Annotated in this window: 21 protein-coding genes; 12 read left to right on the top strand and 9 right to left on the bottom strand. The window is 71.1% G+C overall.

Features of this window, described 5'->3' with window-relative positions; translation table 11 throughout:
* Positions 1–51: 51 nt before the first annotated feature.
* On the bottom strand, positions 52–1,182 hold the full coding sequence (locus H563_RS14775) for a glycosyltransferase (protein WP_022881220.1): 1,131 nt from the start codon (positions 1,180–1,182) through the stop codon (positions 52–54).
* Positions 1,183–1,291: 109 nt separating this feature from the next.
* Between H563_RS14775 and H563_RS0103460 the strand changes: the two genes are divergently transcribed.
* Together H563_RS0103460 and H563_RS0103455 are read left to right on the top strand one after the other, a co-directional pair.
* Positions 1,292–1,708 carry a hypothetical protein gene (locus tag H563_RS0103460; RefSeq protein ID WP_155864984.1) on the top strand — a complete coding sequence of 139 codons (417 nt, stop codon included), beginning with the start codon at positions 1,292–1,294 and terminating at the stop codon, positions 1,706–1,708.
* Positions 1,709–1,977: 269 nt separating this feature from the next.
* On the top strand, positions 1,978–2,316 hold the full coding sequence (locus H563_RS0103455; protein ID WP_022881218.1) for a DUF7882 family protein: 339 nt from the start codon (positions 1,978–1,980) through the stop codon (positions 2,314–2,316).
* 31 nt (positions 2,317–2,347) lie between these two features.
* On the opposite strand, the gene H563_RS0103450 is transcribed toward H563_RS0103455, so the two are convergent.
* Complete coding sequence (locus tag H563_RS0103450; protein ID WP_022881217.1) at positions 2,348–3,814, bottom strand: helix-turn-helix transcriptional regulator; 1,467 nt, start codon at positions 3,812–3,814, stop codon at positions 2,348–2,350.
* Between the two features lie 135 nt (positions 3,815–3,949).
* Between H563_RS0103450 and aceA the strand changes: the two genes are divergently transcribed.
* The gene (gene aceA, locus H563_RS0103445; RefSeq protein WP_022881216.1) at positions 3,950–5,263 is read left to right on the top strand and encodes an isocitrate lyase; all 1,314 of its coding nucleotides are present in this window, start codon (positions 3,950–3,952) and stop codon (positions 5,261–5,263) included.
* Between the two features lie 47 nt (positions 5,264–5,310).
* Positions 5,311–6,948 carry a malate synthase A gene (aceB, locus tag H563_RS14770; RefSeq protein WP_022881215.1) on the top strand — a complete coding sequence of 546 codons (1,638 nt, stop codon included), beginning with the start codon at positions 5,311–5,313 and terminating at the stop codon, positions 6,946–6,948.
* A gap of 98 nt (positions 6,949–7,046) precedes the next feature.
* Here aceB and H563_RS0103435 read toward each other — a convergent pair whose 3' ends face one another.
* A complete protein-coding gene (locus H563_RS0103435) occupies positions 7,047–7,535 on the bottom strand; it encodes an FBP domain-containing protein (RefSeq protein WP_022881214.1) in 489 nt (162 codons plus the stop codon).
* Between the two features lie 133 nt (positions 7,536–7,668).
* Between H563_RS0103435 and H563_RS0103430 the strand changes: the two genes are divergently transcribed.
* Complete coding sequence (locus H563_RS0103430; protein WP_022881213.1) at positions 7,669–8,448, top strand: sigma-70 family RNA polymerase sigma factor; 780 nt, start codon at positions 7,669–7,671, stop codon at positions 8,446–8,448.
* Here the strand turns inward: H563_RS0103430 and H563_RS0103425 are convergent.
* Entirely contained in the window at positions 8,411–8,971 is a 561-nt protein-coding gene (locus H563_RS0103425) for an antibiotic biosynthesis monooxygenase (protein ID WP_322785838.1), read from the bottom strand. The two genes, H563_RS0103430 and H563_RS0103425, sit on opposite strands and share 38 nt — an antisense overlap.
* Before the next feature lie 138 nt (positions 8,972–9,109).
* Between H563_RS0103425 and H563_RS0103420 the strand changes: the two genes are divergently transcribed.
* From H563_RS0103420 to H563_RS0103410, 3 genes are read left to right on the top strand one after another with little or no spacing between them, the layout of a single operon-like run.
* Positions 9,110–10,561: a purine-cytosine permease family protein gene (locus H563_RS0103420; RefSeq protein ID WP_022881211.1), complete on the top strand. Its 1,452-nt coding sequence runs from the start codon at positions 9,110–9,112 to the stop codon at positions 10,559–10,561.
* Between the two features lie 18 nt (positions 10,562–10,579).
* Positions 10,580–11,137, top strand: a complete 558-nt coding sequence (locus H563_RS0103415; protein WP_022881210.1) for a cysteine hydrolase family protein — start codon at positions 10,580–10,582, stop codon at positions 11,135–11,137.
* A 4-nt stretch (positions 11,138–11,141) separates the two neighbouring features.
* A complete protein-coding gene (locus H563_RS0103410) occupies positions 11,142–12,065 on the top strand; it encodes an LLM class F420-dependent oxidoreductase (RefSeq protein ID WP_022881209.1) in 924 nt (307 codons plus the stop codon).
* A gap of 126 nt (positions 12,066–12,191) precedes the next feature.
* On the opposite strand, the gene H563_RS0103405 is transcribed toward H563_RS0103410, so the two are convergent.
* From H563_RS0103405 to H563_RS0103390, 4 genes are read right to left on the bottom strand one after another with little or no spacing between them, the layout of a single operon-like run.
* The gene (locus tag H563_RS0103405) at positions 12,192–12,941 is read right to left on the bottom strand and encodes a siderophore-interacting protein (RefSeq protein ID WP_022881208.1); all 750 of its coding nucleotides are present in this window, start codon (positions 12,939–12,941) and stop codon (positions 12,192–12,194) included.
* Positions 12,942–12,945: 4 nt separating this feature from the next.
* Positions 12,946–13,344, bottom strand: coding sequence for a type II toxin-antitoxin system VapC family toxin (locus H563_RS0103400; RefSeq protein ID WP_022881207.1), 399 nt, complete (start codon positions 13,342–13,344; stop codon positions 12,946–12,948).
* Between the two features lie 2 nt (positions 13,345–13,346).
* On the bottom strand, positions 13,347–13,610 hold the full coding sequence (locus H563_RS0103395) for a type II toxin-antitoxin system Phd/YefM family antitoxin (RefSeq protein ID WP_022881206.1): 264 nt from the start codon (positions 13,608–13,610) through the stop codon (positions 13,347–13,349).
* A 41-nt stretch (positions 13,611–13,651) separates the two neighbouring features.
* Positions 13,652–15,085, bottom strand: coding sequence for an NAD(P)/FAD-dependent oxidoreductase (locus tag H563_RS0103390; RefSeq protein WP_022881205.1), 1,434 nt, complete (start codon positions 15,083–15,085; stop codon positions 13,652–13,654).
* 89 nt (positions 15,086–15,174) lie between these two features.
* On the opposite strand from H563_RS0103390, the gene H563_RS14765 reads away from it, so the two are divergent.
* The 4 genes from H563_RS14765 to H563_RS0103370 are packed head-to-tail and all read left to right on the top strand — an operon-like array spanning position 15,175 to position 19,355.
* Positions 15,175–16,332 (top strand): ABC transporter ATP-binding protein, encoded by a 1,158-nt coding sequence (locus H563_RS14765; RefSeq protein ID WP_022881204.1) that lies wholly within the window; start codon positions 15,175–15,177, stop codon positions 16,330–16,332.
* Positions 16,329–17,573, top strand: coding sequence for a polyamine ABC transporter substrate-binding protein (locus tag H563_RS0103380; protein ID WP_022881203.1), 1,245 nt, complete (start codon positions 16,329–16,331; stop codon positions 17,571–17,573). Before H563_RS14765 ends, H563_RS0103380 begins: the two co-directional genes overlap by 4 nt.
* Positions 17,574–17,586: 13 nt before the next feature.
* Positions 17,587–18,504: an ABC transporter permease gene (locus H563_RS0103375; RefSeq protein ID WP_022881202.1), complete on the top strand. Its 918-nt coding sequence runs from the start codon at positions 17,587–17,589 to the stop codon at positions 18,502–18,504.
* A complete protein-coding gene (locus H563_RS0103370; protein WP_022881201.1) occupies positions 18,501–19,355 on the top strand; it encodes an ABC transporter permease in 855 nt (284 codons plus the stop codon). Before H563_RS0103375 ends, H563_RS0103370 begins: the two co-directional genes overlap by 4 nt.
* Here H563_RS0103370 and H563_RS14760 read toward each other — a convergent pair.
* A complete protein-coding gene (locus tag H563_RS14760; protein ID WP_022881200.1) occupies positions 19,333–21,018 on the bottom strand; it encodes an APC family permease in 1,686 nt (561 codons plus the stop codon). The genes H563_RS0103370 and H563_RS14760 overlap by 23 nt on opposite strands.
* Positions 21,019–21,173: the final 155 nt, after the last annotated feature.

The following is a 21,173-nucleotide window of genomic DNA, read 5'->3' as shown; positions in this document are numbered from 1 at the left end:
AGTAGAGCACGGCGTTCGATTATCGTCACCGCCGCCGCCTCGAGGGCTCGTTCAGCGGGGGCCATCCGCTCGTGCCGTCTCGCCCACGTCGTCGAACTTCGACTCGTCGATCTCGGCGAGCTGCCGGTAGACGACCTTCTCGTGGTAGGCGTAGCGCAGCAGGAACCCGGCGATGAGCAGCAGCCCCTGCGCGATGATCGAGTGGATGGGGGTGAGCTCGACCACCAGCCACAGCACGAAGGTGCGCACGGCCGTCTCCAGCGCGTTGAACCCCGCCGAGTGCGCGAAGCGCGACCACAGCTTCCGCGCGCCGGCGCGCAGGTCGTGGTAGAGCCACGCCTCCTGCGCGAGGAAGTTGCCGATGATCGTGACGACCCCGGCGACGATCGCCGCCGTCAGGTACCCGGTGCCGGCCGCCTCGAGCGCGGCCATGATCAGCAGGTTCGCGATGGCGCCGCAGAAGCCGATCAGCGCGAAGCCGGGCATGCGGCCGATGCGCAGCGCGACGATCTGCCGGGTCAGCCGCCACACCTGCTTGATGTCGGCCTTCGACTCGCCGCCGCCGCGCGGAGCGAGGGTGGCCGGCACCTCGACGACCTCCATCTGCCGGCGGCAGAGGATCTCGAGCAGGATCTTGAAGCCGCGCGGGTGCAGCTCGTCCAGGTCGATCGCGTCGAGCCGGACGGCGAAGAACCCCGACATCGGGTCGGTCGAGTCCCTGAGCTTGCGGGGGAACAGCAGCTTGGTCAGCCGCGTGGAGAAGTGGGTGAGGAAGACGCGCAGGCCGTCGGAGAGCCCCTCGGCCGAGCCGCCCTCGAGGAAGCGGGAGCCGGCGACGAGGTTCGCGCTGCCGCCGAGCGCCGTGTCGATGAGGCCGGGCAGCATCTCGGGCGGATGCTGCAGGTCGCCGTCCATGACGACCGCCCAGGTGCCGTTCGCCACCCGGAACCCTTCGAGCACGGCCCCGCCGAGCCCGTCGACGGGCTCCGCGCGGTGCACGAGCCGCACCGGCAGCCGGTGCCTGGCTGCGACCTGCCGGATCACCTCAGGCGTGTCGTCGGTGGAGTCGTCGACGAAGACGAGCTCGACGGCGCGGCCGTCGACGGCCTTCTCGGTTCGGGAGACGAGTTCTTCGACGTTCAACGACTCGTTGAAGGTCGGCACGATGATGGTGACGTCCATAGAAATATCCGCCGTTCAGGCTACCCGCCGAGTTCGCAAGAAACGTCCAAGGAACAACGGCGCCGGCTAAGGAGGAGTCGCGGGCGACCGGCGCGCCTACGCTGAGGGCATGAAGGGCGCAGCACGGATGGCTCGCACCTCGGCCGCCGCCGCGCTGGCCGTCGCCCTCGCCGGCTGCGCCCAGGGCGCACCCGCCCCGACCCCGTCCCCGGGAGGCACCGTGCCCGCCACCATCGGCCCCGTCCCGTCGCCCTCCGGCAGCGATCCCGCCGCCGTCGCCCGCTCCTGGCAGAGCCGCCTCGGGCGGCTGAAAGCCCCCGGCGGCGTGAGCGTCGTGCTGCTCTCGGCGGGTGCGACGCGCGTCACGGCGGGCTATCGCCTGCCGGGGTCGGAGACCTGCGAGGGCGACACGGCCGAGCTGCGGGAGCAGGTGGCGGCCGCGCTCGAGAAGCAGCTCGGGGTGCCGGTCACGGCGGTGTGCGTCGGCGCCGTGAAGCATCCGCAGACCGGCGGCGCAAGCGACTGAACCGTCTCCCGCGTCGCCTTGCGTCGGCGTTTGTCAACCCCCGGCCGCTTGGGTGGACATCGGGCGTCACGCGAGTAACGTGCCCAGGGATGTCCACCTTGTCGCCATTCGAAGACCCTGAGGGCGGCGACAGCCGCCTCGGTGAAGACGAGTGTCCCGTCTGTCACGGACCCCTTTCGACCAAGGGCGGATTGCCCTGGTGTCCGGAATGCGATCTGACTTTCACGCCCTGACGGGCTGCCGCGGACAACTCGTGCCATGCTGGGCGAATGGGCTATCTCGTCTACGGACCCGGTAACGAGTACGAGATCGACGACCGTGTGCTCGCGCATCTGAAGATCGCGATCGTCGCCAAGCTGCGGCTGCAGGAGTCGTTCCTCGTCAACTGGACGGTCACGCCCGAGCACGGCTCGGGCCGCATCAGCCTGTGGATGTCGCCGGGGATCCCGCTGCAGTTCCGCTTCTCGGGCAGCAAGCCGCCCGAGCTCAACCGGGTCTGGCTGGACGCGATGGCGCGTTCCTCGCATGGAATCCGCGGCATGGTCGTGATGAGCGAGGAGGAGGCCCAGGCCTACCTCGACGCGGCGGGCGCCCCCTCGGCGATGTGACGCCGGCTCTCCCTCACCCCTCGGGCGCGAGTCACCCCTCGGGCGCGTGCGCCTCGAGGAACTCGTAGACCGCGACCCGATCGACGCCCGTGAAGGTGCCGGTCGGCATCGCCGCCAGCAGCGAGGAGTTGAGCCGGGCGCTCGGCCACGCCTGATCGGCCCAGCGCTCGGCGAGGGCGGCGTCGGGGGTGCGGCAGCACGACGGGTCGGGGCATCCGCTCGTCAGCCGGCGGATGGTGTCGCGCCCGCGGAACCACTTCACGTCGGCGAAGCGGGTGCCGACGCTCACCGAGAACTCGCCGCTCGGGGTCGACTGGATGCTCGAGGTGCACCAGTAGGTGCCGACGGGCTTGTCGGTGTACTGGTGGTACGGCGACAGCCGGTCCTCGATCTCGAACACCTGCCGGGCGCTCCACCACCGGCACACCGGCTGCCCCTCGACGGCGCCGAGCGGGTCGGCGGGGAAGAGCACGCCGTCGTTCTCGTACGCCTTCGAGATGGCGCCGGAGGAGTGCACCTTGATGAAGTGCACCGGGATGCCGAGGTGCTGGGTGGCGAGGTTCGTGAATCGGTGCGCGGCCGTCTCGTAGGAGACCGCGAACGCGTCGCGCAGGTCTTCGACCGACAGCTCGCGGGCCTTCTTGGCTGACTGCAGCAGTTCGACGGCGCTCGCCTCGGGCACCATCAGGGCCCCGGCCAGGTAGTTGGTCTCCACCCGCTGGCGCAGCAGCTCGCCGAAGTCCTGCGGCTCCGGCCGGCCGAGCACGTGCGCGGCCAGGGCCTGCAGCAGCGCCGAGCGCGGGTCGGTGCCCGGCTGCCGGATCGGCAGGTAGATGCGCCCGTTGCGCCGGTCGGTGACGCTCCGGGTGGAGGCGGGCAGGTCGTGCACGTAGTGCAGGGTGAAGCCGAGGTGCGCGGCGAGCTCGGCGCTCATGCGCTGCGACAGCGGGCCGCCGCGGTGGCCGACCGCCTCGAGCAGCTCGCGGGCGGTGCGCTCGAGCTCGGGGTAGTAGTTGTTCCTGCGGCGCTGTTCGGCGCGCAGCTCGGTGTTGGCGCGGCGCGCCTCCTCCGGGGTGGCCGCCCGCTGCCGGTGCAGCCGCTCGAGCTCGCCGTGCAGCGCCAGGATCGTCTCGATCGCCTCGTCGGAGAGGCTCTTGCGCAGCGGCAGCGGCGCGAGCCCCAGCGAGGCGAACAGCGGCCCGCGCTGGGCGCGCTCGAGGGCGATCTCGAGCGCGGCGCGCCGGGTCGGGGCCTCCGGGTTCAGCAGCGTCTCGACCTCGGTGTCGAGGGCGCGGGCGAGGCGGTGCACCTCGCTCAGGCGCAACTCGCGGCGGCCGTTCTCGATCACGGAGAGCTGGCTGGGGGCGCGGCCGATCGCGGCGGCGAGGGCTTCCAGGGTCATCCCGCGTTCGATGCGCAGTTGACGGATGCGCCGTCCGAGGGTCAGGGCGTCGAGCACCTCTTCATCGTCGGTCTGGGCGGCGGCGGTGGCGTCCATGGAACCCAGCTTGCCAGCATCCGTTCTTCACCGTCGCAGAAATCGGGCGGTTTTTCTGTCGAGTCGGTCGGCACCGGCACGGATTGCGCGGCGCAGAGTCGTGACATCCGATCCGTTCCCGTCGAAGGAGACGACATGTTCAACGCACCCCGCCCCGGCGACCAGACCCAGACCGCTGCCGAGTTCGAGGCCGAGTGGGCCGCGGACCCGCGCTGGGCGAACATCCGCCGCGACTACTCCGCCGCCGACGTCATCGCCCTGCGCGGCCCCGTGCGCGAGGAGGCGACCCTCGCCCGGCGCGGCGCCGAACGGCTCTGGGAGCTGATCGAGCGCAACGGTGAGAACCCCGAGGCCTGGGTCGCCGCGCTCGGCGCTCTCACCGGCAACCAGGCCGTGCAGCAGGTCAAGGCCGGCCTCGAGGCGATCTACCTGTCGGGCTGGCAGGTCGCCGCCGACGCGAACCTCGCCGGGCAGACCTACCCCGACCAGAGCCTCTACCCGGCGAACTCCGTGCCCAACGTGGTGCGCCGCATCAACAACGCGCTGCTGCGGGCCGGCCAGATCGAGTACTCCCAGACCGGCGGCACGAGCCGGGAGTGGAACGTGCCGATCGTCGCCGACGCCGAGGCCGGGTTCGGCGGGCCGCTGAACGCGTACGAGCTGATGCAGGCGATGATCTCGGCCGGCGCCGCCGGCGTGCACTGGGAGGACCAGCTGGCCAGCGAGAAGAAGTGCGGCCACATGGGCGGCAAGGTGCTCGTGCCGACCGGCCAGCACGTGCGCACCCTGAACGCGGCGCGGCTCGCCGCCGACGTGGCCGGGGTGCCGACGATCATCATCGCCCGCACCGACGCCCTCGCCGCCACGCTGATCACGAGCGACGTCGACGAGCGCGACCGCCCGTTCCTCACCGGCACGCGCACGGCCGAGGGGTTCTACGAGGTCGAGAACGGCATCGAGCCGGTCATCGCGCGCGGGCTCGCCTACGCGCCCTACGCCGACCTGCTCTGGGTCGAGTCGAGCGAGCCCGACCTCGAGCTCGCCCGCACCTTCGCCGAGGCGGTGCACGCCGAGTTCCCGGACCAGAAGCTCGCCTACAACTGCTCGCCCAGCTTCAACTGGAAGCGGCACCTGGACGACGACACGATCGCCCGCTTCCAGCGCGAGCTGTCGGCGATGGGCTACGCGTTCCAGTTCATCACGCTGGCAGGCTTCCACGCCCTGAACTACTCGATGTTCGACCTCGCCGCCGGCTACAAGGAGCGGCAGATGGCCGCCTACGTGGAGCTGCAGGAGGCGGAGTTCGCGGCCGAGCCGCGCGGCTACACGGCCACCAAGCACCAGGCGGAGGTCGGCACCGGCTACTTCGACCGCATCGCCACGGCGCTCAACCCGGACGCGTCGACCCTGGCGCTGGTCGGCTCCACCGAGTCCGCCCAGTTCCACTGACCCGGTTCGCAAAATACGTATTTTTCGCAGATCACTGGAGAGCCATCATGACCACCACACGGATCGAGGTCGTCGGGCAGGCCACCGGCCGCGCCGACGAGATCCTCACCCCGGAGGCGCTGCGCTTCCTCACCCAATTGCACGACGTGTTCGGCGCCCGGCGCATCGAGCGGCTGCGGGAACGCCGCATCCGTCTCGACGACCTCGCCCGCGGGCAGGGCCTCGACTTCCCGCCCGAGACGAAGGCGGTGCGCGACGACCCCAGCTGGCGCGTCGCCGGCGCCGGGCCGGGCCTCGAGGACCGGCGCGTCGAGATCACCGGGCCGACCGACCGCAAGATGACCGTCAACGCGCTCAACTCGGGCGCGAAGGTGTGGCTCGCGGATGCCGAGGACGCCTCCGCCCCGAGCTGGGCGAACGTCATCGGCGGTCAGGCCAACCTGTACGACGCCATCCGGCGGCGGATCGACTTCACGACGCCGGAGGGCAAGGAGTACCGGCTGGGCGAGACGACGCCGACCATCGTGTTCCGGCCCCGCGGCTGGCACCTGCCCGAGCGGCACCTGCGCTACGTCGACCGCCCCGGCGGCGGTGCGCCGGCCTCGGGCAGCCTGGTCGACTTCGGGCTGTACGCGTTCCACAACGCGCGCGAGCTGATCGCGCGCGGCACGGGGCCGTACTTCTACCTGCCGAAGATCGAGAACCGGTTCGAGGCGCGGCTGTGGGACGACGTGTTCACCTTCACCGAGAACGCGCTCGGGCTCGAGCACGGCACCATCCGCGCGACCGTGCTGATCGAGACGATCACCGCAGCGTTCGAAATGGAGGAGATCCTCTACGAGTTGCGCGAGCACTGCGCGGGGCTGAACGCGGGCCGCTGGGACTACATCTTCAGCATCATCAAGAACTTCCGCGACCGCGGCCCCGAGTTCGTGCTGCCCGACCGGGCGCAGGTGACGATGACGGTGCCGTTCATGCGCGCCTACACCGAGCTGCTCGTGTCCACCTGCCACCGGCGCGGCGCCTTCGCGATCGGCGGCATGAGCGCGTTCATCCCGAGCCGGCGCGACCCGGCCGTGAACGAGCGGGCGATCGCGCAGGTCGCCGCCGACAAGCGGCGCGAGGCGCACGACGGATTCGACGGCTCCTGGGTCGCCCACCCCGACCTGGTGCCGGTCGCGCAGGCCGAGTTCGACGCGGTGCTGGGCGAGAAGCCGAACCAGGTCGATCGGATGCGCGACGACGTGCACGTCGAGCCCCGTCAGCTGCTCGACCTGCGCGTGCCGGGCGGCACGATCACCGACGCGGGCGTGCGCACCAACGTGTCGGTGGGGCTGCGCTACCTCGAGAGCTGGCTGCGCGGCAACGGCGCGGCCGCGATCGACAACCTGATGGAGGACGCGGCGACGGCCGAGATCAGCCGCTCGCAGCTGTGGCAGTGGATCCACCAGGGATGCGTCACCGCCGAGGGCACGCCGGTCACGGCCGAGCTCGTGGAGAGCGTGCTCGACGACGTGCTCGCGGAGCTGAAGCCGTTCGACGGCGACCGCTACGACGACGCCGCGCAAATCTTCCGCGAGGTGACGCTGGGGGAGGAGTTCCCCGCCTTCCTCACCCAGTCGGCCTACGCGCGGTACCTCGCGGCCGACGTGCCCGTCACCGGCGCCGTCCCCATCGCCGCCTGACGCTGGTCGACTCGCCGCGGAGCGGGCTGCGCTGGTCGACTCGCCGCGGAGCGGGCTGCGCTGGTCGACTCGCCGCGAAGCGGCGAATGGAGACCGGCTCAGGCGGTGCGCATCACATCCGCGGTGAAGTTCTGCACCCGCTGCAGCAGGTCGGCGCTCCGGCGCGCCACCTGCTGCGGCGGGTTCAGGTGCGCGGGCGCGCGACGGATCAGCAGCGAGCAGGCGAGGTCCTCGCAGATGTAGGTGCCGATGGTGTTGCCGTTGCGGCCGGCCTCCCCGGCGCGCGGCGTCGAAAACAGCCGCACCTGCGTCGCCGGCTGCGGCGAGTGGCAGAACGAGCACATCGCGGCGATGCCCGCCCGCATGCCGCCGCTCGCGGCGCGCACGACGATGCCCACCGGCGTCTGCTCGGCCTCGTCCCAGTGCACGAGATAGCCGAGGTGCGCGGCCTGCGGGTCGCGCCAGCCGAGAAATTCGCGCTCGTCCCACAGCGTCTCGTGCAACCCGGGAAGAGGCATCCGCTGGAGCTGCTCATCGGTCGCGTTCACGAATGCGCCGCGGATGTCGTCCTCGGTCAGAGCCCTCATGACCGCCCAGCCTAACCCGGGCGATCCGCCGGGCGATCCGCCTGCCCGCAGCCTGCGCGCGCCTGTTTAACCAGAAAAGGAGCGCTTCCGCAAGGCCCTTCTACGGGAGCGGGCGCTTTGGTTCTCTCGTGCCATGGACCTGATCACGAGTGAGCGCCGTGAGCGCAGCGAACGCACCACGCAGGCATTCGACCGCATGCGGGCAGCCGCTGCCTCAGAGCAGCAGCGGATCGGAAACACCGTCGTCGTCGAGCACCTCGAGCTCGCCGACGCCATCGCCCGGCGCTACCGCCGGGGCAACGAGGACTACAGCGACCTGAAGCAGGTCGCGATGCTCGGTCTGGTGAAGGCCGTGCGGCACTTCGACCCGAGCCGCGGCACGCCGTTCGTGCCCTACGCCGTGCCGACCATCAACGGCGAGCTGAAGCGGCACCTGCGCGACCACGGGTGGTTCGTCCGCCCCGGCCGGCAGCTGCAGGAGCTGTGCGCCCAGGTCACCTCGGCGCGCGGCCGGCTCGCCCAGAGCCTCGGCCGGGAGCCGAGCGACGAAGAGGTGGCCGAGGAGCTCGACACCACCGCAGAGGCCGTCGGCCAGGCGCGCACCTGCCTCGACGCGCAGCGGCCCGTGGCCGTCGACGCGCCGACGGACGACGACGACGCGCCGGTCGCGGTGCTCGCGGCGGAGGACGACGACTCCTTCGACCGCGCCGAGTTGCGCGTGACCCTCGCCGCGGCCCTGCAGCGGCTCTCGGAGCGGGAGGCGCACATCGTGCGCCGCCGCTTCGTCGACGACCGCACCCAGGCCGAGATCGGCCGCGAGCTGGGCATCACGCAGATGCAGGTCTCGCGCATCCTCTCGCAGGTGCTGCAGAAGCTCAGGGCCGAGCTGGAGCCGTACGCCCAGGCTTCGTGAGCCACGGTTTCAGCCACCCGGTCACGAGCGGCAGCACGAACGGCACCATGATCGGGCACAGGATCACGGTCGTGATGAGGCAGCGCAACCAGATCGGCAGCGCGCCGAACCCCGGCCAGATCCACGCCATGACATAGGTGAAGGCCGTGTTCACCGGGAAGAACCCGCACCAGATGGCGATCGTCTGCTTCCACGGCGGCGGCGTCACGGCCACCTCGCCGGCCTGAGGCGCGTCGAACCAGCCCTCGATGCCGGTGCGGCGCTCGGTACGCGCGTGCGTGACCAGGTCGCGGCCCTGCTCGAGCCAGGCCGCGCGCTCGGGCGAGTTCTCCCACGCGTCCAGCTGCTGCGGGGAGGCGAAGCGGTACAGCATGTGCCACTCCTCGCCATCCGCGGTGCCGCGCACCCACCCGGAGCCGAGGAAACCCGGGTAGCGGTTGGCGAGGTTCACGCCGGCCTGCACCCAGCGGGTGACCTCCGGGATCTTCTCGGGACGGACGATGCGGGTGATGCTGACGGTCACGGGTAGTGCGTCGACTCGCTGCTCTTGTGGAGGCATGGAGTCAGTATCGCCCGGCCCGATTTCGGGTTCGTTACCCCCGCGTTAGCAGGGCCCCGGCGGGCTATAGGCTTCGGTTGCACTTCACCTCAAGGAGCCGCCATGGCAGACACCCCCGACCCTGCACCCACCGGGCTCGCCGTCGAGCTGAACGCCCTGAACACCATCTCCGAGTCCGAGCGCAAGGGGCGCCCGGCGGGGCTGTTCTGGCCCTGGTTCGGGGCGAACGTGTCGGTGCTCGGCCTCGGCTACGGCGCCTACCTGCTCGGCTACGGGGTCTCCTTCGCGCAGGCGACGGTGGTCGGCATCCTCGGCGTCGTGATCTCGTTCCTGCTCTGCGGCTTCATCGCGGTGGCCGGCAAACGCGGCTCGGCGCCGACCATGGTGCTCAGCCGGGCCGCATTCGGGGTGAACGGCAACCGGCTGTCCTCCCTGATCTCGTGGGTGCTGACGGTGGGGTGGGAGACCGTGCTGGCCGCGCTCGCCGTGCTCTCGACCTCGACCGTGCTCGGCGAGCTCGGCTGGGGCGGCGGAACGCCGACCAAGATCGTCGCGCTCGCGGTGGTCGTCGTGCTGGTCATCGGCGCCGGCGTCTTCGGCTTCGACCTGGTCATGCGCCTGCAGGTCGTGATCACGGTCGTCACCGGCGTGCTCACGATCGTCTACTTCTTCCTCGTCGCCGGCCGCATCGACTGGGGCACCGTGACCGCGCTGCCGTCCGGCGACGCGCCCGCCGTCATCGGCGGGCTCGTGCTGATGATGACGGGCTTCGGCCTCGGCTGGGTCAACGCGGCGGCCGACTACTCGCGCTACCTGCCGCGCCGGGCCTCCGGCGGCGGCATCGTCTTCTGGACCACGCTCGGCGGGGCGGCCGCCCCGCTCGTGCTGTTCTTCTTCGGCATGCTGCTGGCCGGGTCGTCGACCTCGCTGAACAAGGCGATCAACAGCGACCCGATCGGCGCCCTGGCGACGATCCTGCCCACCTGGTTCCTGATCCCCTTCGCGATCGTGGCGGTGCTCGGCCTGATCGGCGGCGCAGCGCTCGACATCTACTCCTCCGGGCTGTCGCTGCTGTCCATCGGGGTGAAGATCCCGCGCTACGCGGCCGCCGGCGTCGACGGGGTGATCATGATCCTCGGCGCGATCTACATCGTCTTCTTCGCCGGCGACTTCATCTACACCTTCGAGGGGTTCCTGATCACGCTCGGCGTGCCCATCGCCGCGTGGGCGGGAGTGATGCTCGCCGACATCCTGCTGCGCCGCCGCGACTACGACGAGCCGTCGCTGTACGACCCGCGCGGGCGCTACGGCAGCGTGCGCTGGCTCGCCGTGGCCCTCGTCGTCGTCGGCACGGCGATCGGCTGGGGGCTCGTCACGAACACCTACGCCTCCTGGCTCACCTGGCAGGGCTACCTGCTCGGCCCGCTCGGGCTGGGCGGCGTCGACGGCGCCTGGGCGTACGCGAACCTGGGCGTGATCGTCGCGCTGCTGATCGGCTTCGTCGGCACCCTGTTCACGGCGCCGGCGATCCGCCGGCAGGAGGCGCGGGCCTGACATGACGACGGGCCTGACATGACGACGGATGCGTGGCTCGTCGTCATCGACGCGCAGAACGTGTTCGCATCCGGCAGCCCGTGGGCCTCGCCCGACTGGGAGGCGGCGGCGGGAGGCGTCCGTCGTCTCGTGCCCGCCTTCGGCGACCGGGTCGCGTACACGCGCTATGTCGCCCCTGCCGAGCCGCAGGGGGCGTGGCGGCCGTACTTCGAGCTGTGGCCGTTCGCGCTCGTGGCCGAGGACGACCCGCTCTACGCCTTCGCGCCCGGCATAGACCCGGGAGGTCACCCGGTGGTGACCGCGACCACCTTCGGCAAGTGGGGCGCCGAGTTGCAGGCGGCCACCGGCGGGGCGGGCGAGCTCGTGCTCGCCGGCGTCTCCACCGACTGCTGCGTGCTGTCGACCGCGCTCGCCGCCGCCGACGACGGCGTGCACGTGCGCGTCGTGACGGATGCGTGCGCCGGCGCCTCCCTCGAGGACCACCGCCGCGCTCTCGACGCCATGGCCCTGTACGCGCCGCTGATCGAACTCGTCACCGTCGACGAGGTGCTGGAGGAGGGCCGCCGCATAGGCTGAGGGCGTGGACTTCCGGATCTTCATCGAACCCCAGCAAGGCGCGAGCTACGAGGATCAGCTGCAGGTCGCCCAGGCGGCCGAGCGACTCGGCTTCAGCGCGTTCTTCCGCAGCGACCACTTCCTCAGCATGGGCGGTGACGGGCTGCCCGGGCCCACCGACTCGTGGGTGACGCTCGGCGCGATCGCGCGCGAGACCTCGACCATCCGGCTCGGCACCCTGGTCACCTCCGCGACCTTCCGCCACCCGGGCCTGCTCGCGATCCAGGTCGCGCAGGTCGACGCCATGTCGGCGGGGCGCGTCGAGCTCGGGCTCGGCGCCGGCTGGTTCGAGCAGGAGCACACCGCCTACGGATTCCCCTTCCCGACCCAGCGCTTCGGGATCCTCGAGGAGCAGCTCGCCGTGATCACCGGCCTGTGGTCGACGCCGGTGGGGGAGAGGTTCTCCTTCGCGGGGACGCACTACGTCCTCGCCGACTCGCCCGCGCTGCCGAAACCGGTGCAGAACCCGCTGCCGGTCATCCTTGGCGGGGCGGGCAAGCCGCGCAGCGCGGCGCTCGCGGTGAAGTACGCCGGCGAGTACAACTCGCCGTTCCTGCCCGACGACCAGCACGCCGAGGTGTTCGGCCGGGTGCGCCGCGCCGTCGAGGAGGCGGGCCGCGACGCCGACTCGCTCGTCTACTCGGTGGCCAAGACGACCGCCGTGGGCACGACGGATGCCGAGGCGAAGGCCCGGGCGGAGAGGATCGGCCGCGACCCGCAGCAGCTGCGCGAGGAGGGCCTCGGCGGCACGGTCGCCGAGGTGGTCGACCACCTCGGCCGCCTCTCGGAGCTCGGCGTCACCCGCGTCTACCTGCAGCTCCTCGACCTGCACGACCTCGACCACCTCGAGCTGATCGCCCGAGAGGTCGTGCCCGCGTTCGCCGGCTGACCGGCCGCCTTCCGCCGGTTGAGTAGCCGCCGCAGGCGGCGTGCGCTTTTCGCCGGTTGAGTAGCCGCCGCAGGCGGCGTGCGGTTTTCGCTGGTTGAGTAGCCGCCGCAGGCGGCGTATCGAAACCTAGTCCGGGTCGCTCGGGTCGACCGGCGCGTGGTGGTCGAGCCCGGCCACGCCGCGCTTCCAGTACCCCTGCACCTGCACCTGCTCCGGCGGCAGCCCCAGCTCGCGGCGCAGGTGCCGGCGCACCGGCACGAGCGCCGTCGCCTCGCCGGCCAGGAACAGGAACGTCGTCTCGTCGAACGGCTCGAGCGCGCGCACGGCCTCGTCGAGACCCTCGGCGGGCACGACGGTGACGGATGCGCCGGCGCCGGTCCCCTCGTCGAAGTAGGCGGTGTTCGAGGCATCCGTCGGCCAGAGCACGGCGTCGGTGCGCACGCCCTCCGGCGCCTGGCTCAGCCACCGGGCGGCGGCCGGGAACGCGGTCTCGTCCGCGGCGACGACCAGGCGCGTCATGCCGTCGGGGACGAGCTGGGAGCCGCGCGGGCCGGCGACGACGAGCGTGTCGCCCTCCCGGGCCCGGCTCGCCCAGGCGGAGGCGGGGCCCTCGTCGCCGTGCAGCACGAAGTCGAGGTCGAGCTCGGGCAGGCGCTCCTCGTCGCCGGCCCGGAACCGCGCCGGGGTGAAGTCGCGGGACTCCCCGGTGGGGAAGAACAGCTTCACGTGGTCGGCCGGCCCCGGGGAAGCGAAGCCGTGTAGCTCGGGGCCGGTGAGCGTGATGCGCGCGAAGCGCGGCGCAAGCCGGTCGGTGCGGGCGACGGTCAGGGTGCGGCGGGTCAGCTCGTGGCGCACCCGTTCTCTCGTGAGGGGCATACCCTCACGCTAACCCGGGCGCGCTGACCGTGACGCCGTTCAGTTGCGCGGCGGATGCCAGGCGCTCGTCGTAGACGACCATCGTCTCGAGGTCGTCGCCGAGGGCGAGGGCTGCGACGAGGTGCAGGGCGTCGGGGAATCGCAGCTCGTCGGGGCCGATGCGCCCGGCGGCGTCGAAGTCCGCCGCCGTCAGGTGCAGCAGGTCGATGCGCTCGAGCACGGTGTGCGCGAGGGCGGCGCGGTCGGGGTGCACGCGGCGGACGGCCCGGAGCAGTTCCGTTCGGGCGAGATCGCTCGAGATCAGCGACACGTCGGACCGCGCCGCCCACTCGCGGAGTGCGGCGGAGCCGGGCTCGTCGATTACGAACTTCACGAGCGCCGAGGTGTCGAGATAGTGCACCACCGTCAGTAGCGTTCCCCGTCGCGCAGCTCGCTCAGCTCGGGGGAGAGCGGGGCCCCCGGCTCAGGAGCGGGAAGATCGGCCACCCGGCCCCGGCCGCGGCGGATGCGGCCCGCGGCGGCAAGGTCGTCGAGCGGCGACGAGGGCAGCGGGCTCAGGCGCGCGACCGGGCGCCCCCGGTCGGTGATCGTCACGGTCTGGCCTTGGGCCACGTCCGCGATCACCGCGGACGCGTTCTGCTTCAGAGCACGGATGCCGACTTCCGTCATGTGCTACAGCGTAGAACACGCTGCGGCGCTCCGCACCGCCGTCAGCTGTCGAAGCCCATTCCCACTGCGTCGAGGGCGCGCAGGAGCATGCCGCGGCGGCCGCCGCGGTGGTCGGCGCGGTCCATCGCCCGACGCGTGGCCTGCACGCCGGCGAACGCGAACGGCTCGGGCGGGAACGGCAGCGGCATGCGCCGCACCATCTCGAGCTCGGTGCGCTCGGTGGCGAGGCCGGCGAGCCGGTCGAGCAGCACCTGGGCGGCGAAGTGCGTGGCGCCGACGCCGAGCCCGGTGAAGCCCGCCGCCGTCGCGACGCGGCCGCCGAGGTCCAGGCCGAAGAAGGCGCAGAACCTGCTCGAGGTGTCGATCGCGCCGGCCCAGCGGTGGCTGAACCGGATGCCCTCGAGCTGCGGGAAGGTGGTGAGGAAGTGCGAGGCGAGCTTGCGGAACGTCTCGGGCCGCTCCTCGTACGCGGCCCGCACCCGGCGGCCGTAGTGGTAGATCGCGTCGTAGCCGCCGAACAGGATGCGGTCGTCGGCGGTGAGCCGGTAGTAGTGGAACTGGTTCGCGAGGTCCGCCACGCCCTGCCGGCCCTCCCACCCGATGCTGCGCTTCTGCTCGGCGCTGAGCGGCTCGGTCATCAGCACGTAGTCGTAGACCGGCACGGTGTGCAGGCGGTAGCGGGCGAGCAGCGAAGGGAACGCGTTGGTCGCGAGCACGACCCGCCGGGCCGTCACCCGCCCGCCCGGCGTCGCCAGCGCGACGGGCCCGGTGCGCCTCTCGGCGCTGAGCGCGGTGACCGGTGAGCCCTCGAAGACCTCCACGCCCAGTTCGGCGGCGGCGCGGGCGAGCTCCTTCGCGAGCTTGGCGGGCTGCACCAGGGCCGTCGAGTCCCGGTGCCAGCGGCCGGCCAGATAGGTGGGCGAGTCGACGAGGGCGCGCACCTGGTCGGCCTCGAGATAGCCCGGAAGCTGCGGCTCCAGCCATTCCTTCTCGTGCTCCTCGACCGCCACGTCGATCGACCCCGTGCGCTCGAATCCGCAGTCGAGGCCGAGCCGGGCCACCTGCCGTTCGATCTCGTCGAGGTTCTCGTCGCCGAGCCGCCGCAGGGTGTCCATCTCGTCCGGCCATCGGGCCTCCCCGTTCGCGTCGCCATGGGTGAGGCTCGCCTCCACGAAGCCGCCGTTGCGGCCCGACGCCGCCCAGCCGACCCGCTTGGCCTCGAGCAGCACGACGCGGGCACCGGGGTCGCGCTGCTTCGCCTGCATCGCCGACCACAGGCCGAGGTATCCGCCGCCCACGACGGCGAGGTCGGCGCGCGTGTCGGCGGTGAGCGCGGGGTGGGCGGGCGCGTCGCCGGCGTCGTCGAGCCAGAACACGCGGTGCACGGATGCCGCGAGCGCGTGCTCCACCGCGGCCGGGTCCGCCGGGCTGCGCTCCCAGATGGTCGAAGTGGCCGGGGACGATGGAATCCGCATCTTCGTAGGCTTCTGACTCACGAATCCGTTGTCAACTTCATTCCGGTGTATTGAGACCGAAACAAACGCATGATTAGGATGCCGTCACCATGACGACAACGCAGCCTCACGGCCGCCCCGAGGGCCCCGGCGCCGCCATCACGCTCACGGGGGTCAGCCGCCGCTTCGGAGACGCCGTCGCCGTCGCGAACCTCGACCTCGAGCTGGCCCAGGGCGAGTTCTTCGCCCTGCTCGGCCCGTCGGGGTGCGGCAAGACCACCACGCTGCGGATGGTCGGCGGTTTCGAGCTGCCGACGACCGGGCGCATCCGTCTCGCCGGCGTCGACGTGACCGCCCTGCCGCCGCACAAGCGCGACGTGAACACCGTGTTCCAGTCCTACGCCCTGTTCCCGCACCTGACCGTGCTCGAGAACGTCACCTTCGGGCTGCGCCGCTCGGGCGTGGCGAAGGCGGAGGCCGTGCGCCGCAGCGAGGAGTACCTCGAGCTGGTCGGGCTCTCCGGCTACGGCCGCCGCCGGCCCGCGCAGCTCTCGGGCGGTCAGCAGCAGCGCGTCGCCCTGGCCCGCGCCCTCGTGAACCACCCCAAGGTGCTGCTGCTCGACGAGCCGATGGGGGCGCTCGACGCGAAGATCCGCAAGAGCATGCAGCTCGAGCTCAAGCGCATCCAGCGCGAGGTCGGCATCACCTTCCTCTACGTCACCCACGACCAGTCCGAGGCGATGTCGATGTCCGACCGGCTCGCCGTCATGAACGCCGGCCTCATCGAAGACCTGGGCACCCCGCAGCGCGTCTACGACCGCCCGGCCACGCAGTTCGTCGCCGAGTTCCTCGGCACCTGCAACATCATCCCGGTGACGACGGATGCCTCGGGCGCGCGCCTGCCCGACGGCAATCTCGTGGAGGCCGACGGGCAGCCGGCCCCGACCGGGGCGGGCTGGAAGGTCGGCATCCGCCCCGAGAAGCTCGACCTCGCCCCCGCCGGAACCGCGGGCGCCGGCCCCAACCGCACCACCGCCACGGTCACCGAGGTCACCTACCTCGGCGCGAGCACCGAGGCGCAGCTGACCACGCCGTGGGGCGGCCGGCTTCAGGCATACCGGCAGAACGCCGGAGCCGACACGATGCTGCGCCCCGGCGACGAGGTGGACGTCTCGTGGCGCGCCTCCCAGTGCTTCTTCCTGCCGCCCGCGCCCGGCGACGCCGTGCCGGCCGAGACCGCCGCACCCGACCACGAGGAGGCCGCATGACCGGCACCGAACGCCCGAGTCCCGCACTGCTGCGCGGACTCACCCAGACGCGGATGTCCCGCCGCTCGGTGCTGCGCGGCGCGGGCGCCGTGGGCGGGGCCGCCGCCGTGAGCGCACTGCTGGCCGCCTGCGGCATCCAGGGCACGAGCTCGAGCAGCAGCAGCGGAAGCAAGCAGATCGACTGGACCTCGTGGTGGGCCAAGCAGAAGAAGGCCGGGGTGCTCGACTTCGCCAACTGGCCGCTCTACATCGACCAGGACGACAACGGGAACAGCGCGTCGCTGGCCGCCTTCACCAAGAAGACCGGCATCAAGGTCAACTACAAGGAGGTCATCCAGGCCAACGACTCGTTCTACGCCAAGATCTCGCCGCTGCTGAAGAACGGGCAGTCGATCGGCTACGACCTGATCGTCATGACCAACGGCTGGGAGCTCACGGAGCTGATCGACAACGGCTGGGTGGCCCAGCTCGACCAGTCGAAGATCCCCAACTTCAAGGCGAACGCCGACCGCACGGTGCTCTCGCCGTCGTACGACCCCGGCGCCGCGCATTCGATGGTGTGGCAGACCGGCTTCACCGGGCTCGCCTACAACGAGAAGCTCACCGGCGGCCCGATCACGAGCTTCGAGGACCTGCTGGACCCGAAGTTCGCCGGGCACATCGGCATGTTCAGCGACACCACCGAGCTCGGCAGCGCCGCCCTCCTCGCCCTGGGCGTCGAGCCGACCCAGTCCACGCACGCCGACTGGAAGAAGGCGGCCGCGTGGCTGAAGAAGGTGCAGCCGGGCGTGGTCAAGTTCTACGACCAGGGCTACACGGATGCCCTGCAGAACGGCGACATCTGGATCAGCCAGGCCTGGTCGGGCGACATCTACCAGGTCCAGGCCGGCGGTCACGAGGAGATCAAGTACGTGACGCCGAAGGAGGGGCAGATGATGTGGCACGACAACATGCTGATCCCCATCACGGCGGAGCATCCGCTCGACGCCCTCACCTGGATGGACTACTACTACCAGCCCGCGGTGGCCGGGGTGATCGAGGACTACGTCAACTACGTGTGCCCCGTGCCGGCGGCGAAGGAGTACATCCTGAAGACGCTCGACGACCCCGCTGTGGCGAACAGCCCGCTCGTGTTCCCCTCCACCAGCGACCTGGCCGACTCGCACGAGTTCTACGTCTACAAGGACTACGACGACTACCAGACGTGGAACTCGACGTTCAACCCGATCGTGCAGTCGTAGCATCCGCTCGCCCATGACGACCGTCGACACCTCAGCCATCCCCGTCGCGGGCCGGGGCGGCGCGTCGGCCTCGCGCCGCGCCGCGCCGTACCTGCTCGCGTTCGTCGGCGCGGCGTGGCTCGTCGTGCTGTTCCTGGTGCCGCTCATCTCCGGGCTGCTCGTCTCGCTGATGACCGGCAACCCGGAGCAGGGCTACGCCCTGACCTGGAACTGGGCGATCTACCGCGACGTGATCGCCGGCGGGAACGTGCCGTACCTGCTCTTCCTCGGGCGGGCGCTGTTCTACGGCGCCACCGCGACGGTGCTGACCATCGTGATCGGCTACCCGATGGCGTACTTCATCGCGTTCCGCGTCTCGCAGCGGTGGAAGACGCCGCTGCTGTCGCTCGTGATGATCTCGTTCCTGGTCTCGTTCGTGCTGCGCATCAACATGTGGAAGTTCCTGCTCGGCAACGACGGGCCGGTGATCTCGGCGCTGCACGCGCTGCCGTTCGTGCCGGCCGACTTCCACATCCTCGGCACCTCGGCCGCGGTGATCGGCACGATGACCTACAACGACCTGGCGTTCATGGTGCTGCCGATCTACGTGGCGCTCGAGCGCATCGACCCGAGTCTGCACGAGGCGGCCCGCGACCTGTACGGCCACCGGCGCAGCGTGTTCCTGCGCGTCACCCTGCCGCTGTCCCGGGCGGGCATCTTCTCGGGCATCCTGCTGGTCTTCATCGACTGCGCCGGCGACCCGGTGAACTCGCAGATCATGGGCGGCACCGGCACGACCGTGATCGGGCAGGCCATCCAGACCGCGTACCTGACCAATCAGCAGTACAACGTGGCCGCCGCGCTGTCGACGATCCTCATGGTCGCGCTCGGCATCATCCTGTTCGCCTACGCCCGCGTGTTCGGCACCGACAACATCGAGGACCTCGTATGACGACCGCGACCTCGTCGCTCGCGCTCGCCGAGGCGGGCGTCGACCCGGAGCGGGTGCGGCCCGCCGGGCTGCGGGCCCGCCGGCGGCCCCTGCTGCCGATCATCTACTGGGTGGTCGTCGGGATCATGCTCGTGCCGATCCTCGCCATGGTGGTCTACAGCTTCAACGTCGCCCCCAACCACCGCATGAGCTACGTGTGGCACGGGTTCACCCTGAGCTACTACGCCCACCTGACCGACCTGTCGGGGCTGTGGCAGGCCTTCCTGCTCTCCATCGTGATCGCCGTGCTCTCGGGCGTCATCTCGGTGATCATCGCCGTGCCGCTGGCGCTCGCGCTGGAGCGGTACCGCTTCCTCGGGCGCACGCTGCTGTCGGGCGTTGTGTTCGTCGACATCGCCGCGCCGTCGATCGTGGTGGGCGCCTCGGCGCTGTCGTTCTTCCTCTCCATCGGGCTGCACACCGGGGTGCTCACGATCCTGCTCGTGCACATCACCTTCAACGTCGCCTACGCGGTGATCACGCTGCGAGCCCGGCTGTCGGGCAACGGCACCGCGCTGGAGGAGGCCGCCGCCGACCTCGGCGCGAGCCCGCTGTCCGCGTTCTTCCGCGTGACGCTGCCGATCCTCACGCCCGGCATCGTGGCGTCGTTCATGCTGGCGCTCGCGATGTCGATCGACGACTACGTGATCACCTCGTTCGTCGCCGGCAGCGCCACGACGTTCCCCCTGTTCGTCTACGGGGTGAAGACCGGGCTGCCGCCGCAGGTGCTGTGCATGGGCACGATCATCTTCGTCGTCGGGCTGCTGCTGGCGCTGCTCAACGGCGCGCTCAGTCGACGGGTGAGGGCGTAGCGCCGGGGCCCGAGGCATCCGTCGGGGCCGTCTCGTGGCCGCGGGCGCGGCGCTGCTCACGCATGTCCTCGATCACGGCGGGGTTGCGGCGCAGGTACGCGACGCCCGACTGGGTGCCCCAGACGTAGAGGGCGGCCGCGATCACGGCGACGATGATCGAGTCCCACGGGGAGGTGATGACCCCGGCGCCGCCGAAGTCGCCGATCGCCGACATGGCGTACAGCACGGCGAGGTAGACGACGAGCCAGATGCCGCCGGTGAGCTCCCCGGCCCCGTGCCGCTGCACCGCGAAGGTGACCGCGTACCAGACCAGCCCGACGGCGACGATCGGGATGGTGAGCACCAGCTCGTCCCACGGCACCCAGTAGATGACCAGGGCGCTGACGATGAACGCGAACGGCGCGATCACACTCATGCCCGGCAGCCGGTCGGCCGCGGCCGAGACGCCGGCGCGGCGGAAGGCGACCAGCGAGACCGAGCCGATGGAGAAGGTGAAGGCGATCAGCGTTCCCGTGACGCCGATGATGGCGTGCCAGCTGGGCAGCGGGAGCAGGAAGAGGATGCCGACGAGGAAGTTCGTCGCCAGCGCGCGGCGTGGCACGCCCGAGCGCTCATCGACCTTCGCGAACCAGGCGGGGAAGAACCGGTTCTTGGCCAGGCCGAACATGTTGCGCGCGTTCGACGCGGTGAACACGATGCCCGAGCCCGAGGGGGAGACCATCGAGTCGGCGATGAGCACCCAGTACAGCCAGGTCATGCCGACGAGCATCGCGAGCTGGGCGAACGGCGAGTCGAGGTCGATGCCGCTCCAGCCCTTGCCGAGCAGGTGCTGCGGCACCGCGAAGATGAACGCGGTCTGCAGCAGCAGGTAGAGCACGATCGCGGCGAGGATCGTGGTGACGAGGGATGCCGGGATGGTGCGGCGCGGATTGCGCACCTCGCCCGACAGCTCGACGATGTTGCGGAATCCCGTGTAGGCGAACACCATGCCGGCCGTGGCGATGGTGCCGAGCGCCGCACCGATGCCGTAGGGGGCGAAGCCGCCGCCGGCCTCGAAGTTGCCGGGGCCGCCGGCGCCGCCGGAGTGGGTGAATCCGCTGATCACGAGCATCACGACGCACAGGGTCGGGATGCACACCTTGACCGCGGTGACGATGTTGTTGCTGCGCGCGAACAGCTGCACGCCGAACCAGTTGACGACGACGAACACCGCCATCAGCGCCACGGCGATCACGATGCCGAGGAAGGTCAGCTCGTCGCCGCGGTACAGGCCGGGGATGTACGAGCTGGCGTACTGCACCACGCCGGCCGCCTCCGTGGGCGGGTTCGCGATGTAGGTGACCCACATGCTCCAGCCCACGATGCTCGCCGCCAGGCGGCCGTTGGAGTACAGCGGGTACCGCACGAGCCCGCCGGACTCGGGGTGGACCATGCCCAGCTCGGCGAAGACCAGCGCCACGGAGAGCATCACCGCGCCGCCGATCACCCAGGCGATCAGCGAGGCGGGGCCGGCCGACTGCGCGGCGTACATCGCCGAGAACAGCCAGCCCGACCCGATGACGCTGCCGATGCCGGTGGCGACCAGCGACCAGTAGCCGAGTCTCTGCTTGAGGTGCCGGTCTTCGTCGTGCGCGGACGAACCGGCCGTCGTGGTGGCACTCATGCCTTCCACGGTACCCACCCTCCGTGCGGGGTCGGGGAGCCGCGGGGCGTGCGGGGCGCGCGTGCTCAGGAACGGAGATCTTCCCCGGCACGCCGCGGCCGGGACGCAGGTCACCGGCGTGTCACGATCGATCTCCGTTGCTGTGCGGCGGCACC

It is taken from the genome of Gryllotalpicola ginsengisoli DSM 22003, assembly GCF_000419445.1.
Lineage (GTDB): Bacteria > Actinomycetota > Actinomycetes > Actinomycetales > Microbacteriaceae > Gryllotalpicola > Gryllotalpicola ginsengisoli.
This window is presented reverse-complemented; position numbering and strand designations above follow the sequence as displayed.

Excerpts from the sequence above, each read along its gene's own strand:
- H563_RS0103390 (WP_022881205.1), bottom strand. The coding sequence starts at position 15,085 with ATGCGGATTCCATCGTCCCCGGCCACTTCGACCATCTGGGAGCGCAGC.
- H563_RS14775 (WP_022881220.1), bottom strand. The coding sequence starts at position 1,182 with ATGGACGTCACCATCATCGTGCCGACCTTCAACGAGTCGTTGAACGTC.
- H563_RS0103420 (WP_022881211.1), top strand. The coding sequence starts at position 9,110 with ATGGCAGACACCCCCGACCCTGCACCCACCGGGCTCGCCGTCGAGCTG.
- aceA (WP_022881216.1), top strand. The coding sequence starts at position 3,950 with ATGTTCAACGCACCCCGCCCCGGCGACCAGACCCAGACCGCTGCCGAG.
- H563_RS0103430 (WP_022881213.1), top strand. The coding sequence starts at position 7,669 with ATGGACCTGATCACGAGTGAGCGCCGTGAGCGCAGCGAACGCACCACG.
- H563_RS0103460 (WP_155864984.1), top strand. The coding sequence starts at position 1,292 with ATGAAGGGCGCAGCACGGATGGCTCGCACCTCGGCCGCCGCCGCGCTG.
- H563_RS14765 (WP_022881204.1), top strand. The coding sequence starts at position 15,175 with ATGACGACAACGCAGCCTCACGGCCGCCCCGAGGGCCCCGGCGCCGCC.
- H563_RS0103370 (WP_022881201.1), top strand. The coding sequence starts at position 18,501 with ATGACGACCGCGACCTCGTCGCTCGCGCTCGCCGAGGCGGGCGTCGAC.
- H563_RS0103375 (WP_022881202.1), top strand. The coding sequence starts at position 17,587 with ATGACGACCGTCGACACCTCAGCCATCCCCGTCGCGGGCCGGGGCGGC.
- H563_RS0103380 (WP_022881203.1), top strand. The coding sequence starts at position 16,329 with ATGACCGGCACCGAACGCCCGAGTCCCGCACTGCTGCGCGGACTCACC.
- H563_RS14760 (WP_022881200.1), bottom strand. The coding sequence starts at position 21,018 with ATGAGTGCCACCACGACGGCCGGTTCGTCCGCGCACGACGAAGACCGG.
- H563_RS0103455 (WP_022881218.1), top strand. The coding sequence starts at position 1,978 with ATGGGCTATCTCGTCTACGGACCCGGTAACGAGTACGAGATCGACGAC.
- H563_RS0103395 (WP_022881206.1), bottom strand. The coding sequence starts at position 13,610 with ATGACGGAAGTCGGCATCCGTGCTCTGAAGCAGAACGCGTCCGCGGTG.
- H563_RS0103415 (WP_022881210.1), top strand. The coding sequence starts at position 10,580 with ATGACGACGGATGCGTGGCTCGTCGTCATCGACGCGCAGAACGTGTTC.
- H563_RS0103405 (WP_022881208.1), bottom strand. The coding sequence starts at position 12,941 with ATGCCCCTCACGAGAGAACGGGTGCGCCACGAGCTGACCCGCCGCACC.
- aceB (WP_022881215.1), top strand. The coding sequence starts at position 5,311 with ATGACCACCACACGGATCGAGGTCGTCGGGCAGGCCACCGGCCGCGCC.
- H563_RS0103435 (WP_022881214.1), bottom strand. The coding sequence starts at position 7,535 with ATGAGGGCTCTGACCGAGGACGACATCCGCGGCGCATTCGTGAACGCG.
- H563_RS0103450 (WP_022881217.1), bottom strand. The coding sequence starts at position 3,814 with ATGGACGCCACCGCCGCCGCCCAGACCGACGATGAAGAGGTGCTCGAC.